Source organism: Pseudomonas sp. B21-009 (genome assembly GCF_024749345.1).
Lineage (GTDB): Bacteria > Pseudomonadota > Gammaproteobacteria > Pseudomonadales > Pseudomonadaceae > Aquipseudomonas.
In genome coordinates, this window is sequence record NZ_CP087199.1 from 4,734,729 (window position 1) to 4,759,980 (window position 25,252).

Annotated in this window: 23 protein-coding genes; 13 read left to right on the top strand and 10 right to left on the bottom strand. The window is 63.4% G+C overall.

The window, feature by feature from the left end; all coding sequences use genetic code 11:
• Position 1: 1 nt before the first annotated feature.
• Positions 2-613 (top strand): flavin reductase family protein, encoded by a 612-nt coding sequence (locus LOY34_RS21805; protein ID WP_195884920.1) that lies wholly within the window; start codon positions 2-4, stop codon positions 611-613.
• A gap of 1 nt (position 614) precedes the next feature.
• Here the strand turns inward: LOY34_RS21805 and LOY34_RS21810 are convergent, their stop codons facing one another.
• Entirely contained in the window at positions 615-845 is a 231-nt protein-coding gene (locus LOY34_RS21810) for a hypothetical protein (protein ID WP_195884921.1), read from the bottom strand.
• Positions 846-883: 38 nt separating this feature from the next.
• Positions 884-1,192 (bottom strand): antibiotic biosynthesis monooxygenase family protein, encoded by a 309-nt coding sequence (locus LOY34_RS21815; protein WP_045197535.1) that lies wholly within the window; start codon positions 1,190-1,192, stop codon positions 884-886.
• Between the two features lie 203 nt (positions 1,193-1,395).
• On the opposite strand from LOY34_RS21815, the gene LOY34_RS21820 reads away from it, so the two are divergent.
• Positions 1,396-2,325, top strand: a complete 930-nt coding sequence (locus tag LOY34_RS21820) for an AraC family transcriptional regulator (RefSeq protein ID WP_195884922.1) — start codon at positions 1,396-1,398, stop codon at positions 2,323-2,325.
• Between the two features lie 20 nt (positions 2,326-2,345).
• Here the strand turns inward: LOY34_RS21820 and LOY34_RS21825 are convergent, their stop codons facing one another.
• Together LOY34_RS21825 and LOY34_RS21830 are read right to left on the bottom strand one after the other, a co-directional pair.
• Positions 2,346-3,779, bottom strand: a complete 1,434-nt coding sequence (locus LOY34_RS21825; protein ID WP_258664030.1) for an aldehyde dehydrogenase family protein — start codon at positions 3,777-3,779, stop codon at positions 2,346-2,348.
• Complete coding sequence (locus LOY34_RS21830) at positions 3,776-5,413, bottom strand: 5-guanidino-2-oxopentanoate decarboxylase (protein ID WP_195884924.1); 1,638 nt, start codon at positions 5,411-5,413, stop codon at positions 3,776-3,778. Before LOY34_RS21830 ends, LOY34_RS21825 begins: the two co-directional genes overlap by 4 nt.
• A gap of 113 nt (positions 5,414-5,526) precedes the next feature.
• Between LOY34_RS21830 and LOY34_RS21835 the strand changes: the two genes are divergently transcribed.
• Positions 5,527-6,408, top strand: coding sequence for a LysR substrate-binding domain-containing protein (locus LOY34_RS21835; RefSeq protein ID WP_195884925.1), 882 nt, complete (start codon positions 5,527-5,529; stop codon positions 6,406-6,408).
• Here LOY34_RS21835 and LOY34_RS21840 read toward each other — a convergent pair.
• Both LOY34_RS21840 and LOY34_RS21845 read right to left on the bottom strand, forming a co-directional pair.
• Positions 6,402-7,034: an NAD(P)-dependent oxidoreductase gene (locus LOY34_RS21840; RefSeq protein ID WP_258664031.1), complete on the bottom strand. Its 633-nt coding sequence runs from the start codon at positions 7,032-7,034 to the stop codon at positions 6,402-6,404. The genes LOY34_RS21835 and LOY34_RS21840 overlap by 7 nt on opposite strands.
• Positions 7,035-7,064: 30 nt before the next feature.
• The gene (locus LOY34_RS21845; RefSeq protein WP_195884927.1) at positions 7,065-7,946 is read right to left on the bottom strand and encodes an MBL fold metallo-hydrolase; all 882 of its coding nucleotides are present in this window, start codon (positions 7,944-7,946) and stop codon (positions 7,065-7,067) included.
• A gap of 105 nt (positions 7,947-8,051) precedes the next feature.
• Here LOY34_RS21845 and LOY34_RS21850 point away from each other — a divergent pair, with 105 nt between their 5' ends.
• Together LOY34_RS21850 and LOY34_RS21855 are read left to right on the top strand one after the other, a co-directional pair.
• Positions 8,052-8,960 carry a LysR family transcriptional regulator gene (locus tag LOY34_RS21850; RefSeq protein ID WP_195884928.1) on the top strand — a complete coding sequence of 303 codons (909 nt, stop codon included), beginning with the start codon at positions 8,052-8,054 and terminating at the stop codon, positions 8,958-8,960.
• Between the two features lie 71 nt (positions 8,961-9,031).
• Positions 9,032-9,205 (top strand): hypothetical protein, encoded by a 174-nt coding sequence (locus LOY34_RS21855; protein ID WP_184959330.1) that lies wholly within the window; start codon positions 9,032-9,034, stop codon positions 9,203-9,205.
• Here the strand turns inward: LOY34_RS21855 and LOY34_RS21860 are convergent.
• Complete coding sequence (locus tag LOY34_RS21860; protein WP_195884929.1) at positions 9,198-10,076, bottom strand: helix-turn-helix domain-containing protein; 879 nt, start codon at positions 10,074-10,076, stop codon at positions 9,198-9,200. The two genes, LOY34_RS21855 and LOY34_RS21860, sit on opposite strands and share 8 nt — an antisense overlap.
• A gap of 168 nt (positions 10,077-10,244) precedes the next feature.
• On the opposite strand from LOY34_RS21860, the gene pobA reads away from it, so the two are divergent.
• Together pobA and LOY34_RS21870 are read left to right on the top strand one after the other, a co-directional pair.
• Positions 10,245-11,438, top strand: a complete 1,194-nt coding sequence (pobA, locus tag LOY34_RS21865; protein ID WP_093379954.1) for a 4-hydroxybenzoate 3-monooxygenase — start codon at positions 10,245-10,247, stop codon at positions 11,436-11,438.
• 78 nt (positions 11,439-11,516) lie between these two features.
• The gene (locus LOY34_RS21870; protein WP_401289188.1) at positions 11,517-12,974 is read left to right on the top strand and encodes an MDR family MFS transporter; all 1,458 of its coding nucleotides are present in this window, start codon (positions 11,517-11,519) and stop codon (positions 12,972-12,974) included.
• Positions 12,975-13,023: 49 nt separating this feature from the next.
• Here LOY34_RS21870 and LOY34_RS21875 read toward each other — a convergent pair whose 3' ends face one another.
• Positions 13,024-13,656: a TetR family transcriptional regulator gene (locus tag LOY34_RS21875; protein WP_045197509.1), complete on the bottom strand. Its 633-nt coding sequence runs from the start codon at positions 13,654-13,656 to the stop codon at positions 13,024-13,026.
• Between the two features lie 259 nt (positions 13,657-13,915).
• Between LOY34_RS21875 and LOY34_RS21880 the strand changes: the two genes are divergently transcribed.
• From LOY34_RS21880 to LOY34_RS21900, 5 genes are all read left to right on the top strand, one after another.
• Entirely contained in the window at positions 13,916-15,067 is a 1,152-nt protein-coding gene (locus tag LOY34_RS21880) for an efflux RND transporter periplasmic adaptor subunit (RefSeq protein WP_195884930.1), read from the top strand.
• Between the two features lie 3 nt (positions 15,068-15,070).
• Positions 15,071-18,223 carry an efflux RND transporter permease subunit gene (locus LOY34_RS21885; protein ID WP_045197505.1) on the top strand — a complete coding sequence of 1,051 codons (3,153 nt, stop codon included), beginning with the start codon at positions 15,071-15,073 and terminating at the stop codon, positions 18,221-18,223.
• Positions 18,220-19,674 (top strand): AdeC/AdeK/OprM family multidrug efflux complex outer membrane factor, encoded by a 1,455-nt coding sequence (locus LOY34_RS21890; protein ID WP_045197503.1) that lies wholly within the window; start codon positions 18,220-18,222, stop codon positions 19,672-19,674. Before LOY34_RS21885 ends, LOY34_RS21890 begins: the two co-directional genes overlap by 4 nt.
• Before the next feature lie 373 nt (positions 19,675-20,047).
• On the top strand, positions 20,048-20,245 hold the full coding sequence (locus tag LOY34_RS21895) for a hypothetical protein (protein ID WP_258664032.1): 198 nt from the start codon (positions 20,048-20,050) through the stop codon (positions 20,243-20,245).
• A 463-nt stretch (positions 20,246-20,708) separates the two neighbouring features.
• A complete protein-coding gene (locus LOY34_RS21900; protein WP_408980893.1) occupies positions 20,709-21,956 on the top strand; it encodes an OprD family porin in 1,248 nt (415 codons plus the stop codon).
• 84 nt (positions 21,957-22,040) lie between these two features.
• On the opposite strand, the gene LOY34_RS21905 is transcribed toward LOY34_RS21900, so the two are convergent.
• Positions 22,041-22,946 (bottom strand): TauD/TfdA family dioxygenase, encoded by a 906-nt coding sequence (locus LOY34_RS21905; protein ID WP_195884932.1) that lies wholly within the window; start codon positions 22,944-22,946, stop codon positions 22,041-22,043.
• A 182-nt stretch (positions 22,947-23,128) separates the two neighbouring features.
• On the opposite strand from LOY34_RS21905, the gene LOY34_RS21910 reads away from it, so the two are divergent.
• Positions 23,129-24,055, top strand: a complete 927-nt coding sequence (locus LOY34_RS21910) for a LysR family transcriptional regulator (RefSeq protein ID WP_258664033.1) — start codon at positions 23,129-23,131, stop codon at positions 24,053-24,055.
• On the opposite strand, the gene LOY34_RS21915 is transcribed toward LOY34_RS21910, so the two are convergent.
• Entirely contained in the window at positions 24,012-25,058 is a 1,047-nt protein-coding gene (locus LOY34_RS21915; protein ID WP_195884933.1) for an ABC transporter substrate-binding protein, read from the bottom strand. The genes LOY34_RS21910 and LOY34_RS21915 overlap by 44 nt on opposite strands.
• Positions 25,059-25,252 lie beyond the last annotated feature (194 nt).

A 25,252-nucleotide genomic window follows, 5' to 3' on the forward strand; every position in this document is an offset into this window, starting at 1 on the left:
GATGTATTACTACGAACCGGCAAAAGGCCACGGCCTGCCCCACGATCCGTTCAATGCCATCGTCGGCCCCCGCCCGATTGGCTGGATTTCCTCCCAGGACGCCGAAGGTCGCCTGAACCTTGCGCCCTACAGCTTCTTCAACGCCTTCAACTACATTCCGCCGATCATTGGTTTTTCCAGCGTCGGGCGTAAAGACAGCCTGAACAACATCGAGCAGACCGGCGAGTTCGCCTGGAACCTGGCCACCCTGCCGCTGGCCGAGGCCATGAACCAGAGCTGCGCTGCGGTTGCGCCGCAGGTCGACGAGTTCGCCCTGAGCGGGCTGACGCCCGTCGCGTCAAAGGTGATTGCGGTGCCGCGGGTGCAAGAAAGCCCGGTGTCGTTCGAGTGCAAGGTGACCCAGATCATCCAGCTGCAAAGTGCCGACCAGGCATTGGTGCCTAGCTGGCTGGTGCTGGGTGAAGTGGTGGCGGTGCATATCGCCGAGCACCTGCTCAAGGACGGTATCTACGATACCGCTGCGGGCCAACCGATCCTGCGTGGCGGCGGCCCGGCGGATTACTTCGAGCTGGGCAACCTGTTCAAAATGGCCCGCCCGCAGGTCAACAGCTGAGTTACCAGACCAGCTCGGCGTCGTCATCGACGCCCTGCAGGCGTTCAAGTTCGGCGCAGGCTGCTTCATCAGCGGCCAATGCGGTCTTGAAGGTCTGCTCGAGCAAGACCTTGTGAAAGCGCGGCGCCCCGGAGGCGCCCAGGGCTTTGACGGCGATGGCGGCGTGGTAGCCGTCGTCGCCGCGCACGGCTGCCGATACTGCTTCGAACTGGGAAAACTCTTTACGTGCCATGTGCCTTGAATCCACATCAATTGCCGAAAGCCGCCATTCTAACCTGCAGATGGTTCGCCGAAGGTATGCAGGTCGAGGCTGTCGACCACCCGCGCCTGTACCAACTCGCCGAACAGCTCGAGGGTCGGTGAAGCGAAGTAACCACTCATCGATTGCTGATCGCGCCAGAAGCCGCTGAGCAGCCACAGGTCGGCGTCGGCCTGGGAGCGTTGCAGGCTGAATTTCAGGCAGCCGGGGGCCTGGCGCGAGGGTTCCAGCAGATCACGCAGGCGCTCGCCCAGTTCGTCTGAACGACCGCTGCTGGCGCGGATAAAAGCAAGGTGGGTGACCGATTGTGCCGAGGTCATGAGCGTTTCTCCATGTGCAGCCAGATGAAATTGCCAGGCTGCACAGGTTAGGCCACGCGCCTGCGCGGCGGTTAGGCGATTCCTGTCGAGCGCTTGCCTGATCCTGCGCGCCTTGCAGGATCAGGCAAGCAGGCGGCAGCTTTCGACTAGCGCCGTGGCTTGCACAAACCTATCCTGCAGTCGTTCTCCGAGGAATCGCTCCCATGTCCGCTACCGACCCCAACCGCTTGATCCTCGACCCTGCCCTGGAGCGCCAGCGCCAGGAGCTGGCCGATCTCATCCAGCGCCATGCACCACGCCAGGCTGGCGTCGAGTCGGCGGTTGAAGACCTGTTTCTGGTGCGCTACGAAGAAAGCGTGCGCTCCATGCCGGCCCTGGCGGAGCCTGCGCTGTGCATCCTGGCCCATGGCAGCAAGGAGGTGTGCCTGGGCGACGAGCGCTATATGTACGACCCGTTGCATTACATGGTGGTGTCGGTGGCACTACCGATCAGCGGCGTACTGCTCGAGGCCAGCCCGGAAAACCCCAGCCTGGGCGTGCGCCTGAACATCGACCCGGCGCAGATCAACAACCTGCTGGCCGATGCCGGCCCGCTGGGCGTACCGAGCTTGCCGTCGGGGCGCGGGCTGTATGTGGAGCGGACCGATCCGCTGTTGCTCGATGCGTTGCTGCGGCTGATTCGTTTGCTCGATTCACCCAAGGACATCCCGATCCTCGCACCGCTGATCCAGCGCGAGATTCTCTATCGGCTGCTCCGAGGGCCGCAGGGTTACCGGCTGTATGAAATTGCCATGGCCAACAGCCAGACCCACCGGGTGTGCCAGGCCATCGAATGGCTCAACCTGCACTTTCATAGGCCATTGCGCATCGACGAGCTGGCGCGCGAGGTCAACCTCAGTACTTCGACCCTGCATCACCGGTTCAAGGCAGTGACGTCCATGAGCCCGTTGCAGTACCAGAAGCAGTTGCGCCTGCAGGAAGCGCGGCGGCTGATGCTCAATGACGGGCTGGAGGCGGCAGTGGCGGGTTATCGGGTGGGCTATGAAAGCCCATCGCAGTTCAGCCGCGAGTACAGCCGCTTGTATGGGGCGCCGCCGGTGCGGGATTTGGCTCGGTTGCGCAGCGCGCTCTAGATAGCTATCGCGGGTCAAGTCTACACCGCCCTGACTACGTGCTTGATCTCCTGAAACGCACTTAAGCCCCAAGGCCCCAGCTCCCGTCCCAGGCTGCTCTGCTTGTAGCCACCCCAGGCCGTCTGCGGAAAGATCACCTGCGGCGCGTTGATCCACACCAGCCCGGCCTGCAAGGCATTGGCGACCCGTTCGGCTGCCTGCAAGTCACGGCTGAGTACACTGGCCACCAGACCGAACTCGGTGTCGTTGGCCAGCGCCAGCGCCTCGGCTTCGGTGGCAAACGAGCGCACACACAGCACCGGACCGAAGATTTCCTCTCGCCACAAGGAGCTGTCCACTGGCACCTCGGTGAACACCGTCGGGCTGACAAAATAGCCGCAAGGCAGCTGCGCCGGCCGTGAGCCGCCACACAGCAACTGCGCCCCTGCTTGCAGGCCTGCGGCGATATGCGCCTGCACCCTTTGGTACTGGGCCTGGTTGACCAGCGGCCCCATTTCGCTGTCGCCGCTGAACGGCTCGCCGACGCGAATCGATTCGGCACGGGCCTTCAGGGCATCGATAAACGCCGGGTACAGGGCTTCGGCCACCAACACCCGGCTGGTCGCCGAACACATCTGCCCGGCATTGAAGAAGCCACCCAGGCAAGCCAGCTCCACTGCCAGTTCGAGGTCGGCGTCCTCGAGCACCAGCAACGGCGACTTGCCGCCCAGCTCCAGGCTCACGCCCTTGACCGTTTCCGCCGCGCGCTGCATGACCTGCACACCCACCGCATTGCTACCGGTGAAGGAAATCTTGGCAACACGCGGATCGGCCGCCAGCGGCGCGCCCACTGCAAGGCCAGTACCACAGACCAGGTTGAACACCCCGTGCGGTAGCCCCGCTTCGGCGATGATTGCCGCCAGTTCCAGCTCGGCCAGCGGCGTGACTTCCGACGGTTTGAGCACCACGCAGCAGCCGGCCGCCAGGGCTGGCGCGAGCTTCCAGGCGGTAGTGACCATGGGGAAGTTCCACGGCACGATCAAGCCGACCACGCCGCACGGTTCACGGCGCACCCGGGCGACAAAATCTTCGCTGGGCAGCGCCACCGAGCGGTCACGCCCGAGGTTATCGGCGAGTTCCGCGTAATAGCGGAAAGTGGCGACGACATCATCGACATCGATATGGGCTTCAGCCAGCGGCTTGCCGTTGTTGCTGGCTTGCAACTGCACCAGGCGCTCGCGCCGCACTTCGACGCCCTCGGCAATGGCCCGCAAGATCGCCGCACGGGTCGGCCCGCTGGAGGTGGACCACTCAACAAACGCAGCCTGGGCAGCCAGCGTTGCCCGTTCGACGGCTTCAGCGTCACCCCCGGCAACTTCCGCCAGCACCTGCTCGTTGCTCGGGTTGATTACCGCCAGCGCTTGCGGGCCATGCTGCCAGACGCCTTCGATATAAATGCCAGGCAGCTTGATCATGCGGGCACCGCCTGCATCCAGGTGGCCTGGTCGATTTCGATCAGGCTCGGGCCTTTGCGATCGCAAGCCTGGCGCAAGGCTTCACGCAACTGGGCAAGGTCACCCACCGATTCGGCGCTGCAGCCCAGGCTCTTGGCCACGCCAATAAAGTCAGGGGTGTAGATGTCGACACCGACCGGTTCGATGGCGCGGTTGACCATGTAGCGCTTGATCTCTTCGTAGCCCTGGTTGTTCCACAACAGCACGATCAGCGGCACCTGCGCCTCACGGGCACTGGCCAGCTCCGGCAGGGTGAACTGCAAGCCACCGTCACCGATCAGGCACACCACCGGCGCGCGCTCGGCCGCCACTTCAGCGCTACCCAGCCAGGCGCCCATGGCTGCCGGCAGGGCGTAACCGAGGGTACCGTAGCCGGTCGAGGCGTTGAACCAACGCCGCGGTTGGTCCATGTCCAGGGTCAGGTTGCCGGTGTACACCGGCTGTGTCGAATCGCCAACCAGCACTGCGCCGGGCAGGGTTTCGAGGAGGGTTGTGAGCATGCGCGTCTGGCTGCGCATCGGCAGGTCGCGCTCGGCTTGCAGCACCTCACGCAGGCGCGCGGCACGGGCCGCGCCCCATTCGGCGCCGCGCACCGGGGCCGGTTGCTCGGCCAGGGCGACCAGCAGGGCCTGGGTGGCGATGGTCGAATCGGCGACCAAAGCGACCTTCGGCGGGTAGTTGCGCACGGTCTGGTCGGGGTCGATGTCGATGCGCAGCAGCTCACCGGGGATCTCGAAACCGCCCTTGAAGGTCACGTCGTAGTCGGTCTCGGCAAGCTCGGTACCGATCGCCAGCACCACATCGGCCTCGGCGACCAGGGCGCGGGTGGCCACCAGCGACTGGGTCGAGCCGATCTGCAGCGGGTGGCTGGCCGGCAGTACGCCCTTGGCATTGATGGTCAGCGCTACCGGTGCCTGCAGGTATTCAGCCAGGCGAGTCAGCGCGGCGCTGGCGTCAATGGCGCCACCTCCGGCGAGAATCAGCGGCCGCCGGGCGGCAGCGAGCATGGCGGCCATTTGCGCAACCGGCGCAGGCGCGGCGCCCGCACGGGCGATGCGCACCGGGGTACAGGCCAGCAGGTGATCGGCGTCTTCGACCAGCACATCCAGCGGAATCTCGATATGTACCGGGCGCGGCCGGGCGCCATCGAACACAGCAAAGGCCCGGGCCAATACCGACGGCAGGTCATCGGCGCTCATCAGCGTGTGGGAAAACGCCGCCACACCGGCCACCAGGTTGCCCTGCGCCGGCAGCTCGTGCAGCTTGCCGCGCCCGCCACCCAGCTGGTCGCGCGACTGCACGCTGGAGATCACCAGCATCGGGATCGAATCGGCGTAGGCCTGGCCCATGGCGGTGGTGATGTTGGTCATGCCCGGGCCGGTGATGATGAAGCACACGCCCGGCTTGCCACGGGTACGCGCGTAGCCGTCAGCCATGAAACCGGCGCCCTGCTCGTGGCGCGGAGTGATGTGGCGGATACTCGAGCCTGCCAGCCCGCGATAGAGTTCCACGGTATGCACGCCGGGAATTCCAAAGACATGGTCTACGCCATAGCCTTCAAGGAGTTTGACCAGTACTTCGCCGCAAGTCGCCATGATCGTGTGCCTGTAATTGTTCGGGAAACAGCCTGTATTGGACCGCCCGACGGCTACCTGCACAATGCAAAAAAGCTCATACTAGCCATGTTCCCAAGTCATGGCTCAAGCTGATGAAACGCCTGCCTCCATTGCCTGCGCTGCACACCTTTCTGGTCACCGCCCAGTGCTGCAACTTCACCCGCGCCGCGCAATTGCTGCACATCACCCAGGGTGCGGTGAGCCGGCAGATTGCCGGCCTTGAAGAGCACCTGGGTTATCCGCTGTTCCTGCGTCAGGCCCGCGGCCTGAGCCTGACCCGCGAAGGCCAGGACTGGCTGCCACGGGTGCAGCAGGTGTTCGCCCTGATCGAGGAAGGCGTGCAGCAGGTCGGGGCGCGCAGTACCACCTTGCAGCTCAAAGCCCCGACCTGCGTGATGCGCTGGCTGCTGCCACGGCTGATGGAATGGCAGGCGCTGCGCCCGGAGGTGCCGGTGGAGCTGACCACCACGGTGCAGCACGGGGTGGATTTTCGTCGGGAAGTGTTCGATGCGGCGGTGGTCTATGGCGCCCGGCCCAACCATGGCCTGCAGACCCAGAAGCTCTTTGATGAACAACTGACGCCGGTGTGCGCGCCGCAACTGCTGAGCGGCGCCCTGCCCTTGCAACAGGTCGCCGACCTTGATCAGCACATGCTCCTGCACCCGACCCGCGACCAGCGCGACTGGAATGCCTGGCTCGATGCCGCCGGGGCGAACCTGCCCCGGCAGGGCAAGGGCCAGCATTTCGAAACCCTGGACATGGCCATGTCCATGGCCTCTCAGGGCACCGGGGTGGCCATCGGCGACTGGTCGCTGATCGGTGATGACCTCAAGTGCGGACGGCTGGTGATGCCGTTCCCGCTCAAGGTCAGCACTGGCCAGGCCTATTACCTGGTGCGACCGCAAGGGTCGGCTTCAGCGGCTTTGCTGGAGCTGCTCGCCTGGTTGTGCGAGCAGGCCCAGGTGCCTCAGTAACCGACGGTGAAGCGCTGGCGCGAGTGTGCCGGTTTCTCTACTTCATCGAGCATGGCGATGGCGTAGTCAGCAAAGCTGATCCAGCTCTTGCCGTCGGCGCCGATCAGCAGGTGATCCTTGCCCAGTTTGTAAGCGCCGCTGCGGGCACCTTCGACGAACTCGGCCGAAGGCGAGAGGAAGCTCCAGTCCAGTTCCTGTTCCTGTTCCTGTTCCTGTTCCTGACGCAGAGTGTCAAGGTAGTGGCCGCCGGCGGTGGCTTCAGCCTTGTAGGCCTCGGGAAAGTCCGGGCTGTCGATGACCTTGTGCCCCGACGGCAGCAACAGGCTGCCGGCCCCGCCCACCACCAGCAGGCGCTTGATTCCGGCGCGCTTGACCGGCTCGATGATGGCCTGCGGCTTGATGCTGGAAAAGTGTGCGGCGCTCAGTACCACGTCGTGGCCAGCGACTGCCTGTTCAAGGGCGGCGGCATCGCTGACGTCCAGCGCCACGCTTTTCACCCTCTCACGCCCCTGCAGTTTCGACGGGTCTCGGGCAATGGCGGTAACGCTGTGGCCGCGGCGCAGGGCCTCTTCCAGCAACTGGCTGCCAGCACGGCCGGTAGCCCCAATGATTGCGATCTTGCTCATGGACATTCTCCAGTCAGGATTGAACAACGCTTACCACTTCATCTCGCCCTTGGCGACCTTGGCGCCGAGCTCCAGCGAGCTCTCTTCGCCCAGGTCCGGGTAACGTTTTTTCATCGCCGCGATCAGTTCGGCGGCGTTGCCAGCCTTGGCGGTTTCTTCGTCGAAGGCCCGGATATAGTCCGCGGTGAACTGCACCGCCTTGAGCGAACGGCTGCTCTGGCCCAGGTAGTGGCCAGGGATCACGGTGTCGGGCTTGAGCTGCTCGATACGCTTGAGGGTCGCCAGCCAGTCCTTGTGCGATTGCGCCGACTGCGTGTCGGCCATCCACACGTGCAGGTTCTCGGCGACCACCACACCACCGACCACCGCCTTGATCGATGGAATCCACACGAAACTGCGGTCCGGTTGCGGGCCGTCGAGGCCAACCACTTGCAGGCGCTGGCCTTCAAGCTTGAGCTCGGTGCCTTGCAGCACTTGCGGCACGATCAGCTTCGCCGGCTTGTCGGCGCCCATCTGCGGGCCCCAGTAGGCCAGCTTGCCGTCCATGGTCTGCTTGATATGGGCGACGGTCGCCGCCGAGGCCACGACTTTGGCCTTGGGGTAGGCGTCGGTCAGGGTCTGCAGGCCGAAGTAGTAGTCCGGGTCACCGTGGCTGATATAGATAGTGGTCAGTTGCTTGCCGCTCGCTTGCAGCTTGGCCAGTACCTGTTCGGCCTGGGCCTTGCCGAACTGGGCGTCAACGAGGATGGCGTCATGCTTGCCGCTGACGATCACCGAACTGACCGGAAACAGGGCATTGCTACCCGGGTTGTAGACATCCAGGTTAAGCGGCTCGGCGGCCGAAGCCTGGGCCATGACCCCAAGGGTGGCAAAGGCGAGCAACAAGCGGCGCAGGGAGAACGAACGAGGCATCAAGGCGATTCCTGTGAAGTGGGCAATGAGCAACAGCTTAGTTGCACGATCCGTCACAAAAAATGCGATGCTTAGGATTAGTTTGTTTCTGAAAGCGGGCAAATCATGGATCGTCTGACAGCAATGCGGGTCTTCGTCAGCGTGGTCGACCTGGGCAGCCAATCGGCTGCCGCCGACCACCTGGAACTCTCCCGGCCGGTGGTTTCCCGCTACCTGGCCGAGCTTGAGGACTGGGTCGGCGCGCGCCTGATGCAGCGCACCACCAGGCGCCTGAGCCTGACCGCCGCCGGCCAGGAAACCCTGCCGCGCTGCCGGCAGATGCTCGAGCTTGCCGGCGACCTGCAGGCCGCGGTCAGTACCCCCAACGATGCGCCGCGCGGCGAGTTGCGCATCAGCGTCAGCACCTCGTTCGGCCAGGCACAGTTGATGGACGCCGTAGCCGACTACGTCAAACGCTATCCCGGGGTAAAGATCGACCTGCAGATGCTCGACCGCACGGTGAACCTGGTGGATGAGCGCATCGACCTGGCGATCCGCACCAGCAACGACCTGGACCCGAACCTGATCGCCCGGCGCCTGAGCGTATGCCGCTCGGTGATCTGCGCCTCGCCCGCCTACCTGCGCCAGCACCCGGCGCCGCAGCAGGTGCAGGAGCTCAGCCAGCACAACTGCCTGACCCATTCCTACTTCGGTCGCAGCCTGTGGCATTTCGACGTGGCTGGCGAGGTGGTGTCGGTACCGGTGCAAGGCAACATCAGCGCCAACGAAGCCATGACCCTGCAACGGGCGGCGCTGGCTGGCGCCGGTGTGGCCATGCTGCCGACCTACCAGGCTGCCGGCGCCCTGCGCAGTGGCGAGCTGGTTCGCCTGCTGCCCCGGGCCAAGCCGCGCGAGCTGAACCTCAACGCTGTGTACACCTCGCGCAAGCACATGCCGGCGACCCTGCGCAGCATGCTCGACTTTCTCGCCGAGCGCTTTACCGCCGAGCCTGTCTGGGACCAGGACCTGCTCTAGACGGGCACACCCGGCCAAGCTGACCTATGCTTTGAATAGCACCTGTAGGTGGTTGGCAGGAGGTGAGCATCATGGGCGTCAAATCCAGAAAATGCGCCGTTATCTGTGCCATGGCCGCTGCGGTCGGCTTGTATGCCACCGCCGCCTGGCGGGTTGAACAGATCCGCAATCAACCCTACTCCGCCGCCAGTTGCAGCCTGGCGCACTGCGTGCCGCACACCGCGACGCTGAGCGCACTCAAGTAGGTGATTGCCCGGGCTGGTGACGAAAGTCACTGGGCGCCTTGCCGGTCAGGCGGCGGAAGAACCGCGAGAAATACGCAGGGTCGGCAAAGCCCAGGCTGTCGGCCAGTTGCTTGATGCTCAGGCTGGTATAGATCAGCTCGCGCTTGGCTTCGAGCAACAGGCGTTGATGGATGATCTGCAAGGCCGACTGTCCGGCCAGTTCGCGGCAGATGCTGTTCAGGTGCGCCACCGAAATCCCCACCTCATGGGCCAGCGCCTCGACGCTCGGCTGCTGACGAAACTGCTGCTCGACCAGCGCGTTGAAGCGCTCCAGATACTCACGCCCGCGCGCCACCGCCAGGCCCTGGCCATGACGCTGCAAGCATTGACGACTGATCCACACCACCATCAGGTTGATCAATGAGCGCAACTGCAAATCGCGCCCGGGCAGGTCCCGCTGGTACTCCTGCTGCAAGGCGCTGAACAGGCTGTAGAGATAGTTGCGATCGTCGCCTGCCAGGTAGGTGCCGGCCTGGGCCAGGGCCGCTGGTGCGCCGGCCAGTTGCGTGTGCAGCAGGTTGACCAGCGGCGCCGCCAGCGTCACCACGTAGCCGTCGACATCGCTGGAAAAACGAAAGCCGTGCACGCACAGCGCCGGTACCACCTGGATCGCGGCCTGCTCCAGACGCCGCACCTGGCCTTCGACTTCGATCTCGGCCTGGCCGGCATAAAGGAACAGCAGTTGGCACAGATCGGCGTGCCGATGGGGCTCGATTTCCCAGTCGTGCAAGCGGCTGCGCGCCGGGATCGACTCGCAGTGCAGCAGGTCCGGGGTCGGCCACTGCAACTGTTCGCCATACAGTTTGAATACCGGTATCGACGCCTTGCTCATTGATCAACTGGCTCCAGGGCAATGCCCGATAATCGCACTGATTAGTGAAAAGTCCTGCTTCCTGCGGTTTTTATCCCTTCTTCGCCCGTCTTTCCAAGCGAAAAATGCAAGCACAACAATCATAAGCTGCTTTCGGCCCTGCGCTGAAGCTTGCCTGGGATAACAACCATGAAGACTCAAGTCGCCATTATCGGTGCCGGCCCTGCCGGACTGCTGCTCGGCCAGTTGCTGCACAAGGCCGGGATTGCCAACGTCATCGTCGAGCGCCAGAGCGCCGACTACGTGCTCGGGCGCATCCGTGCCGGGGTGCTGGAACAAGGCATGGTCCAATTGCTGCGCGAAGCTGGCGTCGGTGCGCGCATGGACGCCGAGGGCCTGCCCCACAGCGGTTTTGAACTGGCCTTCGACGGGCGCCGCGAACACATCGACCTCAAGGGCCTGACCGGCGGCAAAGGGGTGATGATCTACGGCCAGACCGAAGTCACCCGTGACCTGATGCAAGCGCGCCAGGCCTGCGGCGCCGTGACGGTCTATCAAGCCGACAACGTCCGGCCCCATGATCTGAAGTCCGAGCACCCTTACCTGACCTTCGAAAAAAACGGCGAAGTGCTTCGCCTGGACTGCGACTACATTGCTGGCTGCGACGGCTACCACGGCATCGCCCGGCAATCGATTCCCGCCGAGGCGCTGAAGATTTTCGAGCGGGTCTACCCGTTCGGCTGGCTCGGCGTGCTGGCCGATACCCCGCCGGTCAGCGACGAACTGGTGTACGCCCGCCACGAGCGCGGCTTCGCCCTGTGCAGCATGCGCTCGCCGACCCGCACTCGCTATTACGTGCAGGTGGCGGCTGAAGAAAAGGTCGAGGACTGGTCCGATGAGCGCTTCTGGACTGAACTGAAATCGCGCCTGCCCACGGATCTTGCCGAGCGCCTGGTGACCGGCCCGTCAATCGAGAAAAGCATCGCGCCGCTGCGCAGCTTCGTCGTCGAACCCATGCAGTACGGCAAGCTGTTCCTGCTCGGCGACGCCGCGCACATCGTCCCGCCAACCGGCGCCAAGGGCCTGAACCTGGCGGCCAGCGATGTCAGCACCTTGTACAACATCCTGCGCAAGGTCTACGGCGAAGGGCGCACCGATCTGCTCGAGCGCTACTCGCAGATCTGCCTGCGGCGGATCTGGAAAGCCGAACGGTTTTCCTGGTGGATGACCTCCATGCTGCATCGATTCCCGGACAGCGACGCCTTCAGCCAGCGTATCCAACAAACCGAGCTTGAGTATTACGTGAGCTCCGCAGCCGGTCGCACAACACTGGCAGAAAACTACGTCGGCCTGCCCTACGAGCCAATCGAAGAAGACGCTTAGCAAGCTATCGAGTAGACTGGTCAGCACCTGTTCCCGCAGCGTAACGGCTGCGGGCTTCACCTGCCCCCGAGCTGGCCCGTGACTCAACTGAACACTCCGCAACCGGTGCTGCGCAGCGTGCTCGTCGCGCTGATGCTGGCGATCTTCCTCGGCGCCCTCGACCAGACCATCGTCGCCGTGTCGATGCCGGCGATTTCGGCGCAATTCAACGACGTCGGCCTGCTCGCCTGGGTGATTTCCGGCTACATGGTGGCCATGACCGTAGCGGTGCCGATCTACGGCAAGCTCGGCGACTTGTATGGCCGGCGGCGGATGATTCTTACCGGCACTGCGCTGTTTACCCTGGCGTCGATCTTCTGCGCACTGGCGCAGAACATGGAGCAACTGGTGCTGGCGCGGGTGCTGCAGGGTATCGGCGCCGGCGGCATGGTCTCGGTCAGCCAGGCGATCATCGGCGACTTCGTGCCGCCGCGCGAACGCGGCCGCTACCAGGGCTATTTCAGCAGCATGTACGCCCTGGCCAGTGTCGCCGGGCCGGTGCTGGGCGGAATACTCACCGAATACCTGTCGTGGCGCTGGGTGTTCTGGCTCAACCTGCCGCTGGGCCTGACCGCCTGGTGGGTGACCCGCCGAGCCCTGCGCAGCCTGCAAGTGCCTACACGCAAGGCGCAGGTCGATTACCTCGGCGCCGCGCTGCTGATTCTTGGCCTGGGCAGCCTGCTGCTGGGCATCACCCTGATAGGCCAGGGCCAGCCCTGGGATTCTGCGCAAGTGGCCAGCCTGCTCGGCTGTGCGCTGATCGGCCTGCTGCTGTTCGTACTGCATGAACAGCGAACCGCCGAACCGCTGCTGCCGCTCAAGCTGTTCGCCAATCGCATCGCCACCCTGTGCTGGTGCACGATTTTCTTTACCAGCTTCCAGGCCATCTCGCTGACCATGCTGATGCCGCTGCGCTACCAGAGCATCACCGGTGCCGGCGCCGACAGCGCCGCGTTGCACCTGCTGCCGCTGGCCATCGGCTTGCCCATCGGCGCTTATTGCGGCGGCCGCATGACTTCGCACACAGGGCGCTACAAACCGCAGATTCTCGGCGGCGCACTGCTGATGCCGTTTGCCATCGTCGGCATGGCCTTCAGCCCGCCGCAGGCAGCCTGGTTCAGTGGCGTGTTCATGTTGTTGACCGGCATTGCCTCGGGCCTGCAGTTCCCCACCTCGCTGGTGGCAACCCAGAGTGCGGTAGAACCGCGGGATATCGGCGTGGCCACCAGTACCACCAACCTGTTCCGCTCACTGGGTGGGGCTATGGGCGTGGCTATCATGTCCACCCTGTTGCTGGCGATGCTGGCCCAGGGCGGCTTGAGCCTGGCCGGCGATGCCCTGCTTGGCAGCCTGCAGGCCGGCGAACCGACCGCGGCAATGCAGGCTGAATTGCTGCTGACCTTTCGCAACCTGCTGCTCGGCAGCGCGGCAGTTTCACTGCTGGGGCTGACGGCGGCGCTGGCCTTGCCTGACAGACAATTGCGCGGCCGCCCGTAAGACCTTATAACTGACGTGGAAACAAATGATCACAAAGCTTCACAAAGTCTCATTTGCGCAAGGCGGGGCTCAAGCGCAGCATATCCAGCCCGGTATCGATCCACTGCTCGGCCTGGTTGAGCAGGTCGAAGCTGTCGGGCAGCAGTAGCCAGCGGCGAATCAGTCCGTCTATATAGGCATAGATGGCCAGCGCTGCGCGCTCTGGGTCCACGTCGGCGGGCAGTTGCCCGCGCTTGACTGCATTGCCCAGCGACAACGCAATATGGGCATGACATTCGATCGTCGAGGCCTGCCGTTGCTGGCGGATCTCGCACATATCATCGGTGAACTCGCATTTGTGATGCAGAATTTCATTGATTCGCCGGGTCTTCGGATCGAGCACCATCTGGTGCATCAAGCGTACCAGCAGCTTGCGCATGCAGCCGAGCGGGTCGAGTTCATCCTCGCTTTCGCTGGCCCGGGCCAGGGCGTCCAGCGGCTCGTGCAGGCTGTCGAGCATGGCCTGCACCAGTTCGGCCTTGTCGTTGAAGTGCCAGTAGATAGCACCGCGGGTCACACCCGCCTCCTTGGCGATATCGGCCAGGGTGGTACGCGCTACCCCGCGCTTGTAGAAGGCCTTTTCCGCAGCTTCGAGAATCTGGGCGCGGGTTTCCTGGGCTTCTTCTTTGGTTCGACGGACCATGGCAGTACAACCTCATCAGGCCCGGGCACGCACGCAGGGTGCCTGGGAGTCGGGCCGGGTCAGCCTCTGCAGGCTGTTACCGGCTGTATTAATTTGGGGGCTCGCATTGGCTGAACACGTCGCCTGCGAGGTATTTACAAACAACCATGAATGTAAGTATATTCCTTAGCAAGCTATTTATCCACTCGACAGCATTTTTTATAGCGCACCCTTTCCATTATTCTTGAGCGTCTTCAGCTCTTGCGACCCGAGGATCTTCATGCAATTCAAGCCAGCTGTTACCGCTCTGGTTTCCGCCGTCGCCCTGGCAACACTGCTCAGCGGCTGTAAAAAGGAAGAGGCGGCGCCTGCGGCGCAAGCTCCTCAGGTCGGCGTCGTGACCCTGCAAACCCAAGCCTATACCCTGACATCCGACCTCCCCGGCCGTACCACCGCGTACCGCATCGCCGAGGTTCGCCCACAGGTCAACGGCATCATTCTCAAGCGTCTGTTCAAGGAAGGCAGCGAGGTCAAAGACGGCCAGCAGCTGTACCAGATCGACCCGTCGGTGTACGAGGCGACCCTGAACAGCGCCCAGGCCAACCTGCAATCGACCCGTTCGCTGTCAGAGCGTTACAAGCAGCTGGTCAACGAACAGGCTGTCAGCCGCCAGGAATACGACGACGCCCAAGCCAAACGTTTGCAGGCTGAAGCCTCGCTGCGCAGTGCCCAGATCGACCTGCGCTACACCAAGGTCCTGGCGCCCATCAGCGGCCGTATCGGCCGCTCTTCGGTAACCGAAGGCGCGCTGGTCAACAACGGCCAGGCCGACGCCATGGCCGTTATCCAGCAGCTCGACCCGATCTATGTCGACGTCACCCAGTCCTCGGCCGAGCTGCTCAAACTGCGCCGCGAGCTGGAAAGCGGCCAGTTGCAGAAGGTCGGCGACAACGCCGCCAAGGTCACCCTGACCCTGGAAGACGGCAGCACCTACGCCCAGGAAGGTCGCCTGGAGTTCTCCGAAGTCTCGGTCGACCAGACCACCGGCTCCGTGACCCTGCGCGCCGTGTTCCCCAACCCCGAGCACAACCTGCTGCCGGGCATGTTCGTACATGCGCGCCTGGCTGCCGGGGTCAACAGCGCCGCCATCCTCGCGCCGCAACAGGGTGTGACCCGCGACCTCAAGGGCCAGCCGACCGCGTTGATCGTCAACAAGGACAACAAGGTCGAGCTGCGTCAGCTCAAGGCCAGCCGTACCGTCGGTAGCGACTGGCTGATCGAGGAAGGCCTGAACCCGGGCGACCGCCTGATCACCGAAGGCCTGCAGTTCGTCAAGCCGGGCGTCGAGGTCAAGGTCAGCGAAGCCACCAACGTCAAGCCTGCCCAGCCAACCCAGGCCAATGCAACGACTGCAGGGGCCAAAGGGGAGTAAACCATGTCGAGATTCTTTATCGATCGCCCGATCTTTGCCTGGGTGATCGCCTTGGTGATCATGCTGGTCGGCGCCTTGTCGATCCTCAAGTTGCCGATCAACCAGTACCCGAGCATCGCGCCGCCGGCCATCGCCATCGCCGTGACCTACCCGGGCGCTTCGGCGCAGACCGTGCAGGACACCGTGGTGCAGGTGATCGAGCAGCAGCTCAACGGTATCGACAACCTGCGTTATGTGTCGTCGGAAAGTAACTCCGACGGCAGCATGACCATTACCGCGACCTTCGAGCAGGGTACCAACCCCGATACCGCCCAGGTCCAGGTGCAGAACAAGCTCAACCTGGCCACCCCGCTGCTGCCGCAAGAAGTGCAGCAACAGGGTATCCGCGTGACCAAGGCGGTGAAGAACTTCCTGCTGGTGATCGGCCTGGTATCCGAAGACGGCAGCATGTCCAAGGACGACCTGGCCAACTACATCGTCTCCAACATGCAGGACCCGATCTCGCGTACCGCCGGTGTCGGTGACTTCCAGGTATTCGGTGCGCAGTACGCCATGCGTATCTGGCTCGATCCGGCGAAGCTGAACAAGTATCAGCTGACTCCGGTCGACGTGCGTACCGCCGTGGCCGCGCAGAACGTCCAGGTGTCCTCCGGCCAGCTCGGCGGCCTGCCTGCCCTGCCGGGTACCCAGCTGAACGCCACGATCATCGGCAAGACCCGCCTGCAGACCGCCGAGCAGTTCGAGAAGATCCTGCTCAAGGTCAACCGTGACGGCTCCCAGGTGCGCCTGAGCGATGTCGCCAAGGTCGGCCTGGGCGGTGAAAACTACGCAATCAGCGCCCAGTTCAACGGCAAGCCGGCCTCTGGCCTTGCGGTGAAACTGGCCACCGGCGCCAACGCCCTGGATACCGCCAAGGCCCTGCGCCAGACCATCACCGACCTGGAACCGTTCTTCCCGGAAGGCATGAAGGCGGTGTTCCCGTATGACACCACGCCAGTGGTGACCGAGTCGATCAGCGGGGTAATCCACACCCTGATCGAAGCGATCGTGCTGGTGTTCCTGGTGATGTACCTGTTCCTGCAGAACTTCCGCGCCACCATCATCACCACCATGACCGTACCGGTGGTATTGCTGGGTACGTTCGGGATTCTTGCGGCGTTCGATTTCAGCATCAACACCCTGACCATGTTCGGCATGGTACTGGCCATCGGCTTGCTGGTGGACGATGCCATCGTCGTGGTGGAGAACGTCGAGCGGGTAATGTCCGAAGAAGGGCTGTCACCCAAGGAAGCGACCAAGAAGTCCATGGGCCAGATCCAGGGCGCCCTGGTCGGTATCGCCCTGGTGCTGTCGGCGGTACTGCTGCCCATGGCCTTCTTCGGCGGCTCCACCGGTGTGATTTATAAACAGTTCTCGATCACTATCGTCTCGGCCATGGCCCTGTCGGTACTGGTGGCACTGATCTTCACCCCGGCACTGTGCGCGACCATGCTCAAGCCGATTGCCAAGGGCGAGCACCACGTTGCCAAGCGCGGCTTCTTCGGCTGGTTCAACCGCAACTTCGACCGCAGCGTGCGCAGCTACGAGCGCGGCGTCGGCAACATGCTGCGGCACAAGGCCCCGTACCTGCTGGCCTACCTGCTGATCGTGGTCGGCATGATCTGGCTGTTCACCCGCATTCCGACGGCGTTCCTGCCTGAAGAAGACCAGGGCGTACTGTTTGCCCAGGTGCAGACCCCGGCCGGTTCCAGCGCCGAGCGCACCCAGGTGGTGATCGACGAGATGCGCAGCTACCTGCTCGACAAGGAAGCCGATACCGTTGCCTCGGTGTTCACCGTCAACGGCTTCAACTTCGCCGGTCGCGGCCAGAGCTCGGGCATGGCCTTCATCATGCTCAAGCCATGGGGCGAACGTTCGGCCGAGAACAACGTGTTCAACCTGGCCAACCGTGCCCAGCAGCATTTCTTCAGCTTCCGCGACGCGATGGTGTTCGCCTTTGCCCCGCCTGCAGTACTGGAGCTGGGTAACGCCACCGGTTTCGACGTGTTCCTGCAAGACCGTGCCGGTGTCGGCCACGAAAAACTGATGCAGGCGCGTAACCAGTTCCTCGGCATGGCTGCGCAAAGCAAGATCCTCTCGGCAGTGCGCCCGAACGGCCTGAACGATGAACCGCAGTACCAGCTGACCGTCGACGACGAGCGCGCCAGTGCCCTGGGCGTGACCATCGCCGACATCAACAACACCCTGTCGATTGCCCTGGGTGCCAGCTACGTCAACGACTTCATCGACCGCGGCCGGGTCAAGAAGGTCTACATCCAGGGTGAAGCCGGTGCACGGATGAGCCCGGAAGACCTGCAGAAGTGGTTCGTGCGCAACGCCGCCGGCGAGATGGTGCCGTTCTCCTCCTTCGCCAAGGGCGAGTGGATCTACGGTGCACCGAAGCTGTCGCGTTACAACGGTGTCGAAGCCATGGAAATCCTCGGTGCACCAGCCCCTGGCTACAGTACCGGTGAAGCCATGCTTGAGGTCGAGCGCCTGGCCGCGCAACTGCCGGCGGGTATCGGTTACTCATGGACGGGCCTGTCGTACGAGGAGCGGCTGTCCGGCTCCCAGGCGCCAGCACTGTACGCCCTGTCGCTGCTGATGGTGTTCCTCTGTCTGGCAGCGCTGTATGAAAGCTGGTCGATCCCGATCGCGGTCATGCTCGTGGTACCGCTGGGGATCATCGGTGCGCTGCTGGCCACCAGCCTGCGCGGGCTGTCCAACGACGTGTATTTCCAGGTGGGGCTGTTGACCACCATCGGCCTGGCGGCGAAGAACGCGATCCTGATCGTCGAATTCGCCAAAGAGCTGCACGAGCAGGGCCGCAGCCTGATCGACGCAGCCATCGAAGCCTGCCGGATGCGTCTGCGGCCGATCATCATGACCTCGCTGGCGTTCATTCTCGGCGTGGTACCGCTGGCCATTTCCAGCGGTGCAGGCTCGGGTAGCCAGCATGCGATCGGTACCGGGGTGATCGGCGGCATGATCACCGCCACGGTACTGGCGATCTTCTGGGTGCCATTGTTCTTCGTAAGTGTGTCGTCGCTGTTCGGTAGCAAGAAGCCCGAAGAAGACGCCACCCCTGAAACTCCACGCTATGAGGCCGGGCAATGAGTAAGTCCCTGTTGTCCCTGGCAGTAACCGCTTTCATTCTTGGCGGCTGCTCGCTGATCCCTGACTACCAGACCCCGGAATCGCCGGTGGCCGCGCAGTGGCCGCAAGGCCCTGCCTACTCGCCGACCGAGTCGGCCGAGGTGGCCGCCGCCGAACAGGGCTGGCGTCAGTTCTTCCATGACCCGGCGCTGCAGCAGTTGATCCAGACCGCGCTGGTCAACAACCGCGACCTCAAGGTCGCGGCGCTGAACATCGATGCCTACCGTGCGCAATACCGCATCCAGCGTGCCGACCTGTTCCCGGCGGTTTCGGCCAATGGCAGCGGCAGCCGCCAGCGGATGCCGGCAAACATGTCGCAAACCGGCGAATCGGGCATCACCAGCCAGTACTCGGCGACCCTCGGGGTCAGCGCCTACGAGCTGGACCTGTTCGGCCGGGTGCGCAGCCTGACCGAGCAACAGCTGGAGAACTACCTGTCCAGCGAAGAAGCCCGGCGCTCGACACAGATCAGCCTGGTGGCCAGTGTGGCCAACGCCTACTTCACCTGGCAGGCCGACCAGGCACTGCTCAAGCTGACCGAAGACACCCTCAAGACCTACGAGGAAAGCTATCAGCTGACCGCGCGTAGCAATGAAGTGGGGGTGGCCTCGGCTCTGGACCTGAGCCAGGCACGCACCTCGGTTGAGGGCGCGCGGGTCAAGCTGGCGCAGTTCCAGCGCCAGGTTGCCCAGGACCTCAACAGCCTGACCGTGCTGCTCGGCACCGGCGTGCCGGCCAACCTGCCGACCGCGCAGAAGCTCGACAGCGACCTGCTGGCCGAAGTGCCGGCGGGCCTGCCGTCCGACCTGCTGCAACGCCGGCCGGACATCCAGGAAGCCGAACACCTGCTCAAGGCCGCCAATGCCAACATTGGCGCCGCCCGCGCAGCGTTCTTCCCGAGCATCAGCCTGACCGCCAATGCCGGCACCCTGAGCCCGGACATGGGCGGCCTGTTCAAGGGTGGTTCGGGCACCTGGCTGTTCCAGCCGCAGATCAACCTGCCGATCTTCAACGCCGGTGCCCTGCGCGCCAGCCTCGATTACTCGAAGATCCAGAAGGACATCAACGTCGCGAAATACGAGAAAACCATCCAGACCGCCTTCCAGGAAGTCTCCGATGGCCTCGCCGCGCGCCAGACCTTCAACCAGCAGTTGCAGGCCCAGCGTGATCTGGTTGCCGCCAACCAGGACTACTACCGCCTGGCCGAGCGTCGCTACCGCATCGGTATCGACAGCAACCTGACCTTCCTCGACGCCCAGCGTCAGCTGTTCAACACCCAGCAGTCGTTGATCAGCGATCGCCTGTCGCAGCTGGTCAGCGAGGTCAACCTGTACAAGGCCCTCGGTGGCGGCTGGTACGAGCAGACCGGTCAGGCGCAGCAGCAGGCAGCGGTCCAGACGCCGAAAGGCTGAGTCCCTGTGCTGTAGAAGAGCCCACCCTTGGCGGTGGGCTTTTTTTTGGCTCTTCACAGAATCCCGGGTTGGGATGTTGAGGCTGCGAGTTTATCCATTCAGTGTGGGGCTGCTGCTGGCCCCTTCCGCCTTTACGGCGGCCTACTTTTCTCTTGGGAAGAAGTAGGCAAAACCGCTTGCTCCTGCATACGGCCCTACGCTGCGCTTCGGGTCCCCTCGCTACGGCACCTTCCGGGGCATCGCGGCCTACGACTTGCTTCGCAAGTCTACATCTCGCGTCTTCGGCTGCCGCCGAAGGTGCTGCGCACCGCCCCTACAGGCACCTACGCTCGGCCTCCTGAAGTCGCTTTTCGCGGCGCCTGGAAGTACGTGCATGAAGATCAAGATCAAGACCAAAACCAAAACCAAAACCAAAACCAAGCAAGTCATTCCTAGCTTTGGCTTCAGTATGACCGCGCCAGAATCTGATTTCGCAGATACGTCAGTGCAGGCGCCGCTCGTAACTTCGCGACTTCAGGAGGCTGAGCGTAGGTGTCTGGAGGGGGCTGGTGCGCAGCACCCTTCGGCCTGAGCCGAAGTCGCGAGACGTAGACTTGGCGCAGCAAGTCGTAGGCCGCGATGCCCCTGGAAGGCACCGTAGCGAAGGAACCCGGAGCGCAGCGTAGGGCCGTATGCTGGAGCGAGCGGTTTTGGTTCCTTTTGCCAAGAACAAAAGGGACCCGCCGTAAGGGCGGAAGGGGCCGGCAGCCGCGCCACATCAAATGGATTAGCTTGCAAACCCAACCACAAAAATCATAGATCTCAGGATTGCATGAAGAGCCTTTTGTAACCCCGGGCCAAGGAATTAACCAAACAGTTACCGTTCGATTATCGCCCAATTCCGCCCGTAACGAATTGATTCATCCCCGCCCGCCGCCGCACCATCGCTTCGCAGCTTTTCCAAAGCGTATCCCCAAAGATCGTAGCCCGGCCTGTGACCCTCAAGCGTCGCAGCGGATGGCTTCGGCTTACATAAAAACAAGAGACAACTGACGATGACCACACCCGCACGACACCTGCTTCCCGGCTTGCTGGCCATGACTTGCGCCCTGCCCGCCCTCGCGGCCGAAGGCGGCTTTGTCGAGGACGCCAAGGCCAGCCTCAACCTGCGCAACTTTTACATCAACCGCAACTTCGTCGACCCGGCCAACCCCCAGGGCAAGGGCGAGGAATGGACCCAGAGTTTCATCCTCGACGCCCGCTCCGGCTTTACTCAGGGCCTGGTCGGTTTTGGCGTGGATGTATTGGGCCTGTACTCGGTCAAGCTCGATGGCGGCAAGGGCACGGCGGGTACCCACCTGCTGCCGGTGCACGATGATGGCCGCCCGGCCGACGACTTCGGCCGCCTGGGGGTGGCGCTGAAGGCGAAGATCTCCAACACTGAGCTTAAGGTTGGCGAATGGATGCCGGTGCTGCCGATCCTGCGTTCCGACGACGGCCGCTCGCTGCCGCAGACCTTCCGTGGCGGCCAGCTCACCTCGCAGGAAATCGCCGGCCTGACCCTGTATGCCGGGCAGTTTCGCGGCAACAGCCCGCGTAACGATGCGAGCATGGAAGACATGTCGATGAACGGCCGCGCGGCCTTCACCTCCGACCGTTTCAACTTTGCCGGTGGCGAATACAGCTTCAACGACAAGCGCACGATGATCGGTTTGTGGAACGCCGAGCTCAAGGACATTTACAACCAGCAGTACCTCAACCTGGTGCACAGCCAGCCGCTGGGCGACTGGACCCTGGGCGCCAACCTCGGCTACTTCATCGGCAAGGAAGACGGCGCCGAACGCGCAGGCAAACTGGACAACCGCACTGCCTCGGCAATGCTCTCGGCCAAGTACGGCGCCAGTACCTTCTATGTCGGCCTGCAGAAAGTCAGCGGCGACGATGCCTGGATGCGGGTCAATGGCACCAGTGGTGGCACCCTGGCCAACGACAGCTACAACTCAAGCTTCGACAACGCCCAGGAACGCTCCTGGCAGTTGCGTCACGACTACAACTTCGCCGGCCTCGGCGTGCCCGGGCTGACCCTGATGAACCGCTACATCAGCGGCGACAACGTGCATACCGGCGCCATCACCGATGGCAAGGAATGGGCGCGGGAATCGGAGCTGGCTTATGTAATCCAGTCCGGGACCTTGAAGAGCCTGTCGCTGAAATGGCGCAACTCGACCATGCGCCGGGACTACAGCACCAACGCCTTTGACGAGAACCGGCTGATCATCAGTTATCCGATCGGTATTCTCTGAATCTGCTGCTACGCCAGTTCCCACAGGTATTTGGGACACCTGTGGGAGCGGCGGTGCGACGACTCGACTTGACCCGCGATGGCTTCAAGCCCCGCGAGTCGTGCGGCTGCGCTGCCCGGCAACCCCCACCGGCACATCGCCCTGCAAGGTCACCCGACGCACCACCCGGCCCTGGGTGCCATAGTCGTCCACTGCGTAATGCTGGGTCGCGCGGTTGTCCCAGATCGCTACGTCACCGGCCTGCCAGCGCCAGCGTACGGTGTTTTCCAACCGGGTGACATGGCTTTGCAGCAGGTTGAACAAGTGCGCCGAGTCGCTCTGCGAGTAGCCCTTGATGCGTTTGACGAAGTGCCCCAGCAGCAGGTTTTTCTCGCCGCTGACCGGGTGCACGCGCACCACCGGGTGCTCGGTTTCGTACACCGTCGAGGTGAAGACCTTGCGGTAGTTTTCCAGCTGCTCAAGGCTCACGTTGGGTTTGGCGGCGGCGTAGTCGTACTCGTTGCTGTGCACCGCCCAGAGCTGGTCCGTCAAGGCCTGCAGCTCAGCGGAAAGGTCCTGGTAAGCCGTGGCGGTGTTAGCCCAGACGGTGTCGCCGCCGGATTCAGGCGCCACCACCGAGCGCAGGATCGACGCCTTGGGGTAGGCATCGACGAAAGTCACGTCGGTGTGCCAGGAATTGGCCCGGCGCCCTTCGCCACCATCAAGCTCAAGCAGGTAGCGGGTGCCTTCGCGCACCGGCACGGTCGGGTGGGCGATCGGCTCGCCAAGCAGGTGCGCGAAGGCTTCCTGCCCCTGGTCATCAAGGTGGGTCTGGGCGCGGAAGAACACCACCTTGTGCTGCACCAGCGCAGCCTGGATGGCCTCGATCACGGCCGGTTCAAGGTCGGCGCTCAACTGGACGCCACGAATCTCGGCACCGATGCGCCCGGCCACCGGGTGGATGTCCAGGGTATGGGTGACAGGTACTACGGCGCGTGCGGCATTGCTCATGGTTTGACCCTCATCTGGCTAGGTTGCGCTAAGTGCCGATGAAAGCTCTGCTCTATTGATATGCAAATAAGCTCTAACAAATAAGCAGATGCTTCATTGACGGAATAAGAGCTTGCATTTAAAACCTGAGCCTGCGCGGCGGCAAATACCTTCGCCGTATTTTTGGAATGCCGGGAAAGCATATGGATCTTCGCCAACTGCGTTACTTCATCGCCCTCACCGAACACCGCAGTTTTGTCCGCGCCGCCGATGCCATGGGCATCACCCAACCGGCTTTCAGCCGCAGCATCCAGGGCCTGGAACAAGAGTTTGGCTGCGTGCTGATCGATCGCGGCAACAAGGATTTGCGCCCCACCCCCGAAGGCCAGGTGGTGCTGCAACACGCCCTGCGCCTGGTGCAAGGCGCAGCGCAGCTCAACAGCGAGGTGCAGCAGATGACCAAGCTCGATGCCGGCGAGCTGCGCTTTGGCTGCGGCCCGGCGCCGGCAGTGCACCTGGTGCCGCAGGCGGTGGCGCGCTTTCTCGCCGTCCACCCTAAGGTGCGCACCTGCTTCGACGTGGATAACTGGGAAAAACTCAGCCGCGCGCTAAACCGTGAAGAGATCGAATTCTTCGTCGCCGATATCCGCCACTTCGAGGCCGACCCGAACTTCCAGACCCAAGCGCTGAGCCCGCGCCGCGGCCTGTTCTTCTGCCGCCCGGGGCACCCACTGCTGGCCAAGGACAGCCTGTCGACCAACGACATGTTCGACTACCCGCTGGCCACCACCCTGATCCCGCCGGGGGTGCGCAAGCTGCTGGCCAACCTCAGCGGCAAGACCGACTTCGCCCCACAGGTGCAAACCGAGCACCTGCCGACCCTGGTGAAAATCGTGCTGGGTACCGATGCCATTGGCATCGGTACCGAAGAAGCCTTTGCCGAGGACATCGACCACGGCCGCCTGGTGCGCCTGCACTGGCGCAACCTGCCGGCCAACCTTGATAGCCTCAACGCCCGCTGCGGCATCGTCAGCCGCAGCGGATACCGCCTCTCGCCCGCCGCCCGGGCAATGATCGAAACCCTGGTCAGCCTCGATCGGCAGCCAGAGGTGCAGGTGCTGGCCGGATAGCCTGCGGTGCCAGCCACTGATCGACCTTGAACCCTTTGCGGATCAGCCGCTGCTCGGCGGCCAGGTCCACTGACGCCTGCAATTTGCTCAGGAAGTCGGCATCCAGGGTCGAGGGAAAGATCTTGCTCAGTTGCTCATCCTGCAAGTCTTGCTGGAGGATCGCCGGCGGGTAGCTGGCCAGCCCCGAAACCAGCTGGATATAAGCGTCCTTGTTGTCGTCCTGGGTCAGCCAGTGCACGGCCTGCTGCTGGGCGGCCAGCAGTTTTTCCACCAGTTCGGGATGCTCGTCGACAAAGCGCCCGGAGCCCACCAGCACCGCCTGGACATTGCCGGCGCCGCCCAGGTCGCGGGTATTCAACGGCAGCTCGGCCAGGCCGCGTTGCTTGAGGGCGCTGATGCCGGTCGAGCCCCAAGTGGCGTCGATCTGCCTGGCGGCCAGGGCGGCAATCGCCGCGTTGAAATCCAGGTTGATGACCTTCAGGTCCTTCTCGCTCAGGCCCTGGCTGGCCAGGGCGGCGTCGAACGACAGCTGGGTGGCGGTGCCGCGGAACACCGCCACGCGCTTGCCCTTGAGGTCTTGCAGGGTCTTGATGTTGCTGCCCGGCGCCACCCCCAGGTAGTGCTTGATGCCGCGCCCGGTGGCGGCCAGCAGGCGGGTGTCGAGGCCATTGGCCTTGCCGATGATCGCCGCCAGGTCGCCAAGGTAGGCGAAGTCGACCTGGCCGTTGGCGAAGGCCTCGTTGATCACCGGGCCGGCGCCCTTGAAGTAGTTCCATTGAATGTGAATGCCCTCGGCGGCGAAGGCTTTTTCCAGCAGTTGCTGGTCGCGCAGCACGTCGGTCACACCGCCACCGGAATGCTGGGTGCCGGCGCTCAGGTCAGGCACGGCGATGCGGATTTCCTTGACCTCGCCAGCCAGGGCCAGCGGCGGCAGCCAGCCGACCACCGCGGCCAGGGCGGGAACGGCAAACAGGTTGAACACACGGTTGATCGACAGGTTCATGGCACGCGACTCCTGGTAATGGTGCGCCCACGCTACCGACAACCCGAACCATTAAATAAATACTAATAAATTACATTTTAATAACCTGTAAGCATAAATACCGCAGCACGTGCCTTGCAGCGTGCCATGCATCAGACACAAGAAAAATATGCTTCGAATGCATTGGCTACGGGTTATGGCAGCGGCTTTAAATG

What these genes read in the sequence shown, in the direction of transcription:
- LOY34_RS21805 (WP_195884920.1), top strand. Translation starts at nt 2, where the DNA reads ATGTATTACTACGAACCGGCAAAAGGCCACGGCCTGCCCCACGATCCG.
- LOY34_RS21810 (WP_195884921.1), bottom strand. Translation starts at nt 845, where the DNA reads ATGGCACGTAAAGAGTTTTCCCAGTTCGAAGCAGTATCGGCAGCCGTG.
- LOY34_RS21815 (WP_045197535.1), bottom strand. Translation starts at nt 1,192, where the DNA reads ATGACCTCGGCACAATCGGTCACCCACCTTGCTTTTATCCGCGCCAGC.
- LOY34_RS21820 (WP_195884922.1), top strand. Translation starts at nt 1,396, where the DNA reads ATGTCCGCTACCGACCCCAACCGCTTGATCCTCGACCCTGCCCTGGAG.
- LOY34_RS21825 (WP_258664030.1), bottom strand. Translation starts at nt 3,779, where the DNA reads ATGATCAAGCTGCCTGGCATTTATATCGAAGGCGTCTGGCAGCATGGC.
- LOY34_RS21830 (WP_195884924.1), bottom strand. Translation starts at nt 5,413, where the DNA reads ATGGCGACTTGCGGCGAAGTACTGGTCAAACTCCTTGAAGGCTATGGC.
- LOY34_RS21835 (WP_195884925.1), top strand. Translation starts at nt 5,527, where the DNA reads ATGAAACGCCTGCCTCCATTGCCTGCGCTGCACACCTTTCTGGTCACC.
- LOY34_RS21840 (WP_258664031.1), bottom strand. Translation starts at nt 7,034, where the DNA reads ATGAGCAAGATCGCAATCATTGGGGCTACCGGCCGTGCTGGCAGCCAG.
- LOY34_RS21845 (WP_195884927.1), bottom strand. Translation starts at nt 7,946, where the DNA reads ATGCCTCGTTCGTTCTCCCTGCGCCGCTTGTTGCTCGCCTTTGCCACC.
- LOY34_RS21850 (WP_195884928.1), top strand. Translation starts at nt 8,052, where the DNA reads ATGGATCGTCTGACAGCAATGCGGGTCTTCGTCAGCGTGGTCGACCTG.
- LOY34_RS21855 (WP_184959330.1), top strand. Translation starts at nt 9,032, where the DNA reads ATGGGCGTCAAATCCAGAAAATGCGCCGTTATCTGTGCCATGGCCGCT.
- LOY34_RS21860 (WP_195884929.1), bottom strand. Translation starts at nt 10,076, where the DNA reads ATGAGCAAGGCGTCGATACCGGTATTCAAACTGTATGGCGAACAGTTG.
- pobA (WP_093379954.1), top strand. Translation starts at nt 10,245, where the DNA reads ATGAAGACTCAAGTCGCCATTATCGGTGCCGGCCCTGCCGGACTGCTG.
- LOY34_RS21875 (WP_045197509.1), bottom strand. Translation starts at nt 13,656, where the DNA reads ATGGTCCGTCGAACCAAAGAAGAAGCCCAGGAAACCCGCGCCCAGATT.
- LOY34_RS21880 (WP_195884930.1), top strand. Translation starts at nt 13,916, where the DNA reads ATGCAATTCAAGCCAGCTGTTACCGCTCTGGTTTCCGCCGTCGCCCTG.
- LOY34_RS21885 (WP_045197505.1), top strand. Translation starts at nt 15,071, where the DNA reads ATGTCGAGATTCTTTATCGATCGCCCGATCTTTGCCTGGGTGATCGCC.
- LOY34_RS21890 (WP_045197503.1), top strand. Translation starts at nt 18,220, where the DNA reads ATGAGTAAGTCCCTGTTGTCCCTGGCAGTAACCGCTTTCATTCTTGGC.
- LOY34_RS21895 (WP_258664032.1), top strand. Translation starts at nt 20,048, where the DNA reads ATGAAGATCAAGATCAAGACCAAAACCAAAACCAAAACCAAAACCAAG.
- LOY34_RS21900 (WP_408980893.1), top strand. Translation starts at nt 20,709, where the DNA reads ATGACCACACCCGCACGACACCTGCTTCCCGGCTTGCTGGCCATGACT.
- LOY34_RS21905 (WP_195884932.1), bottom strand. Translation starts at nt 22,946, where the DNA reads ATGAGCAATGCCGCACGCGCCGTAGTACCTGTCACCCATACCCTGGAC.
- LOY34_RS21910 (WP_258664033.1), top strand. Translation starts at nt 23,129, where the DNA reads ATGGATCTTCGCCAACTGCGTTACTTCATCGCCCTCACCGAACACCGC.
- LOY34_RS21915 (WP_195884933.1), bottom strand. Translation starts at nt 25,058, where the DNA reads ATGAACCTGTCGATCAACCGTGTGTTCAACCTGTTTGCCGTTCCCGCC.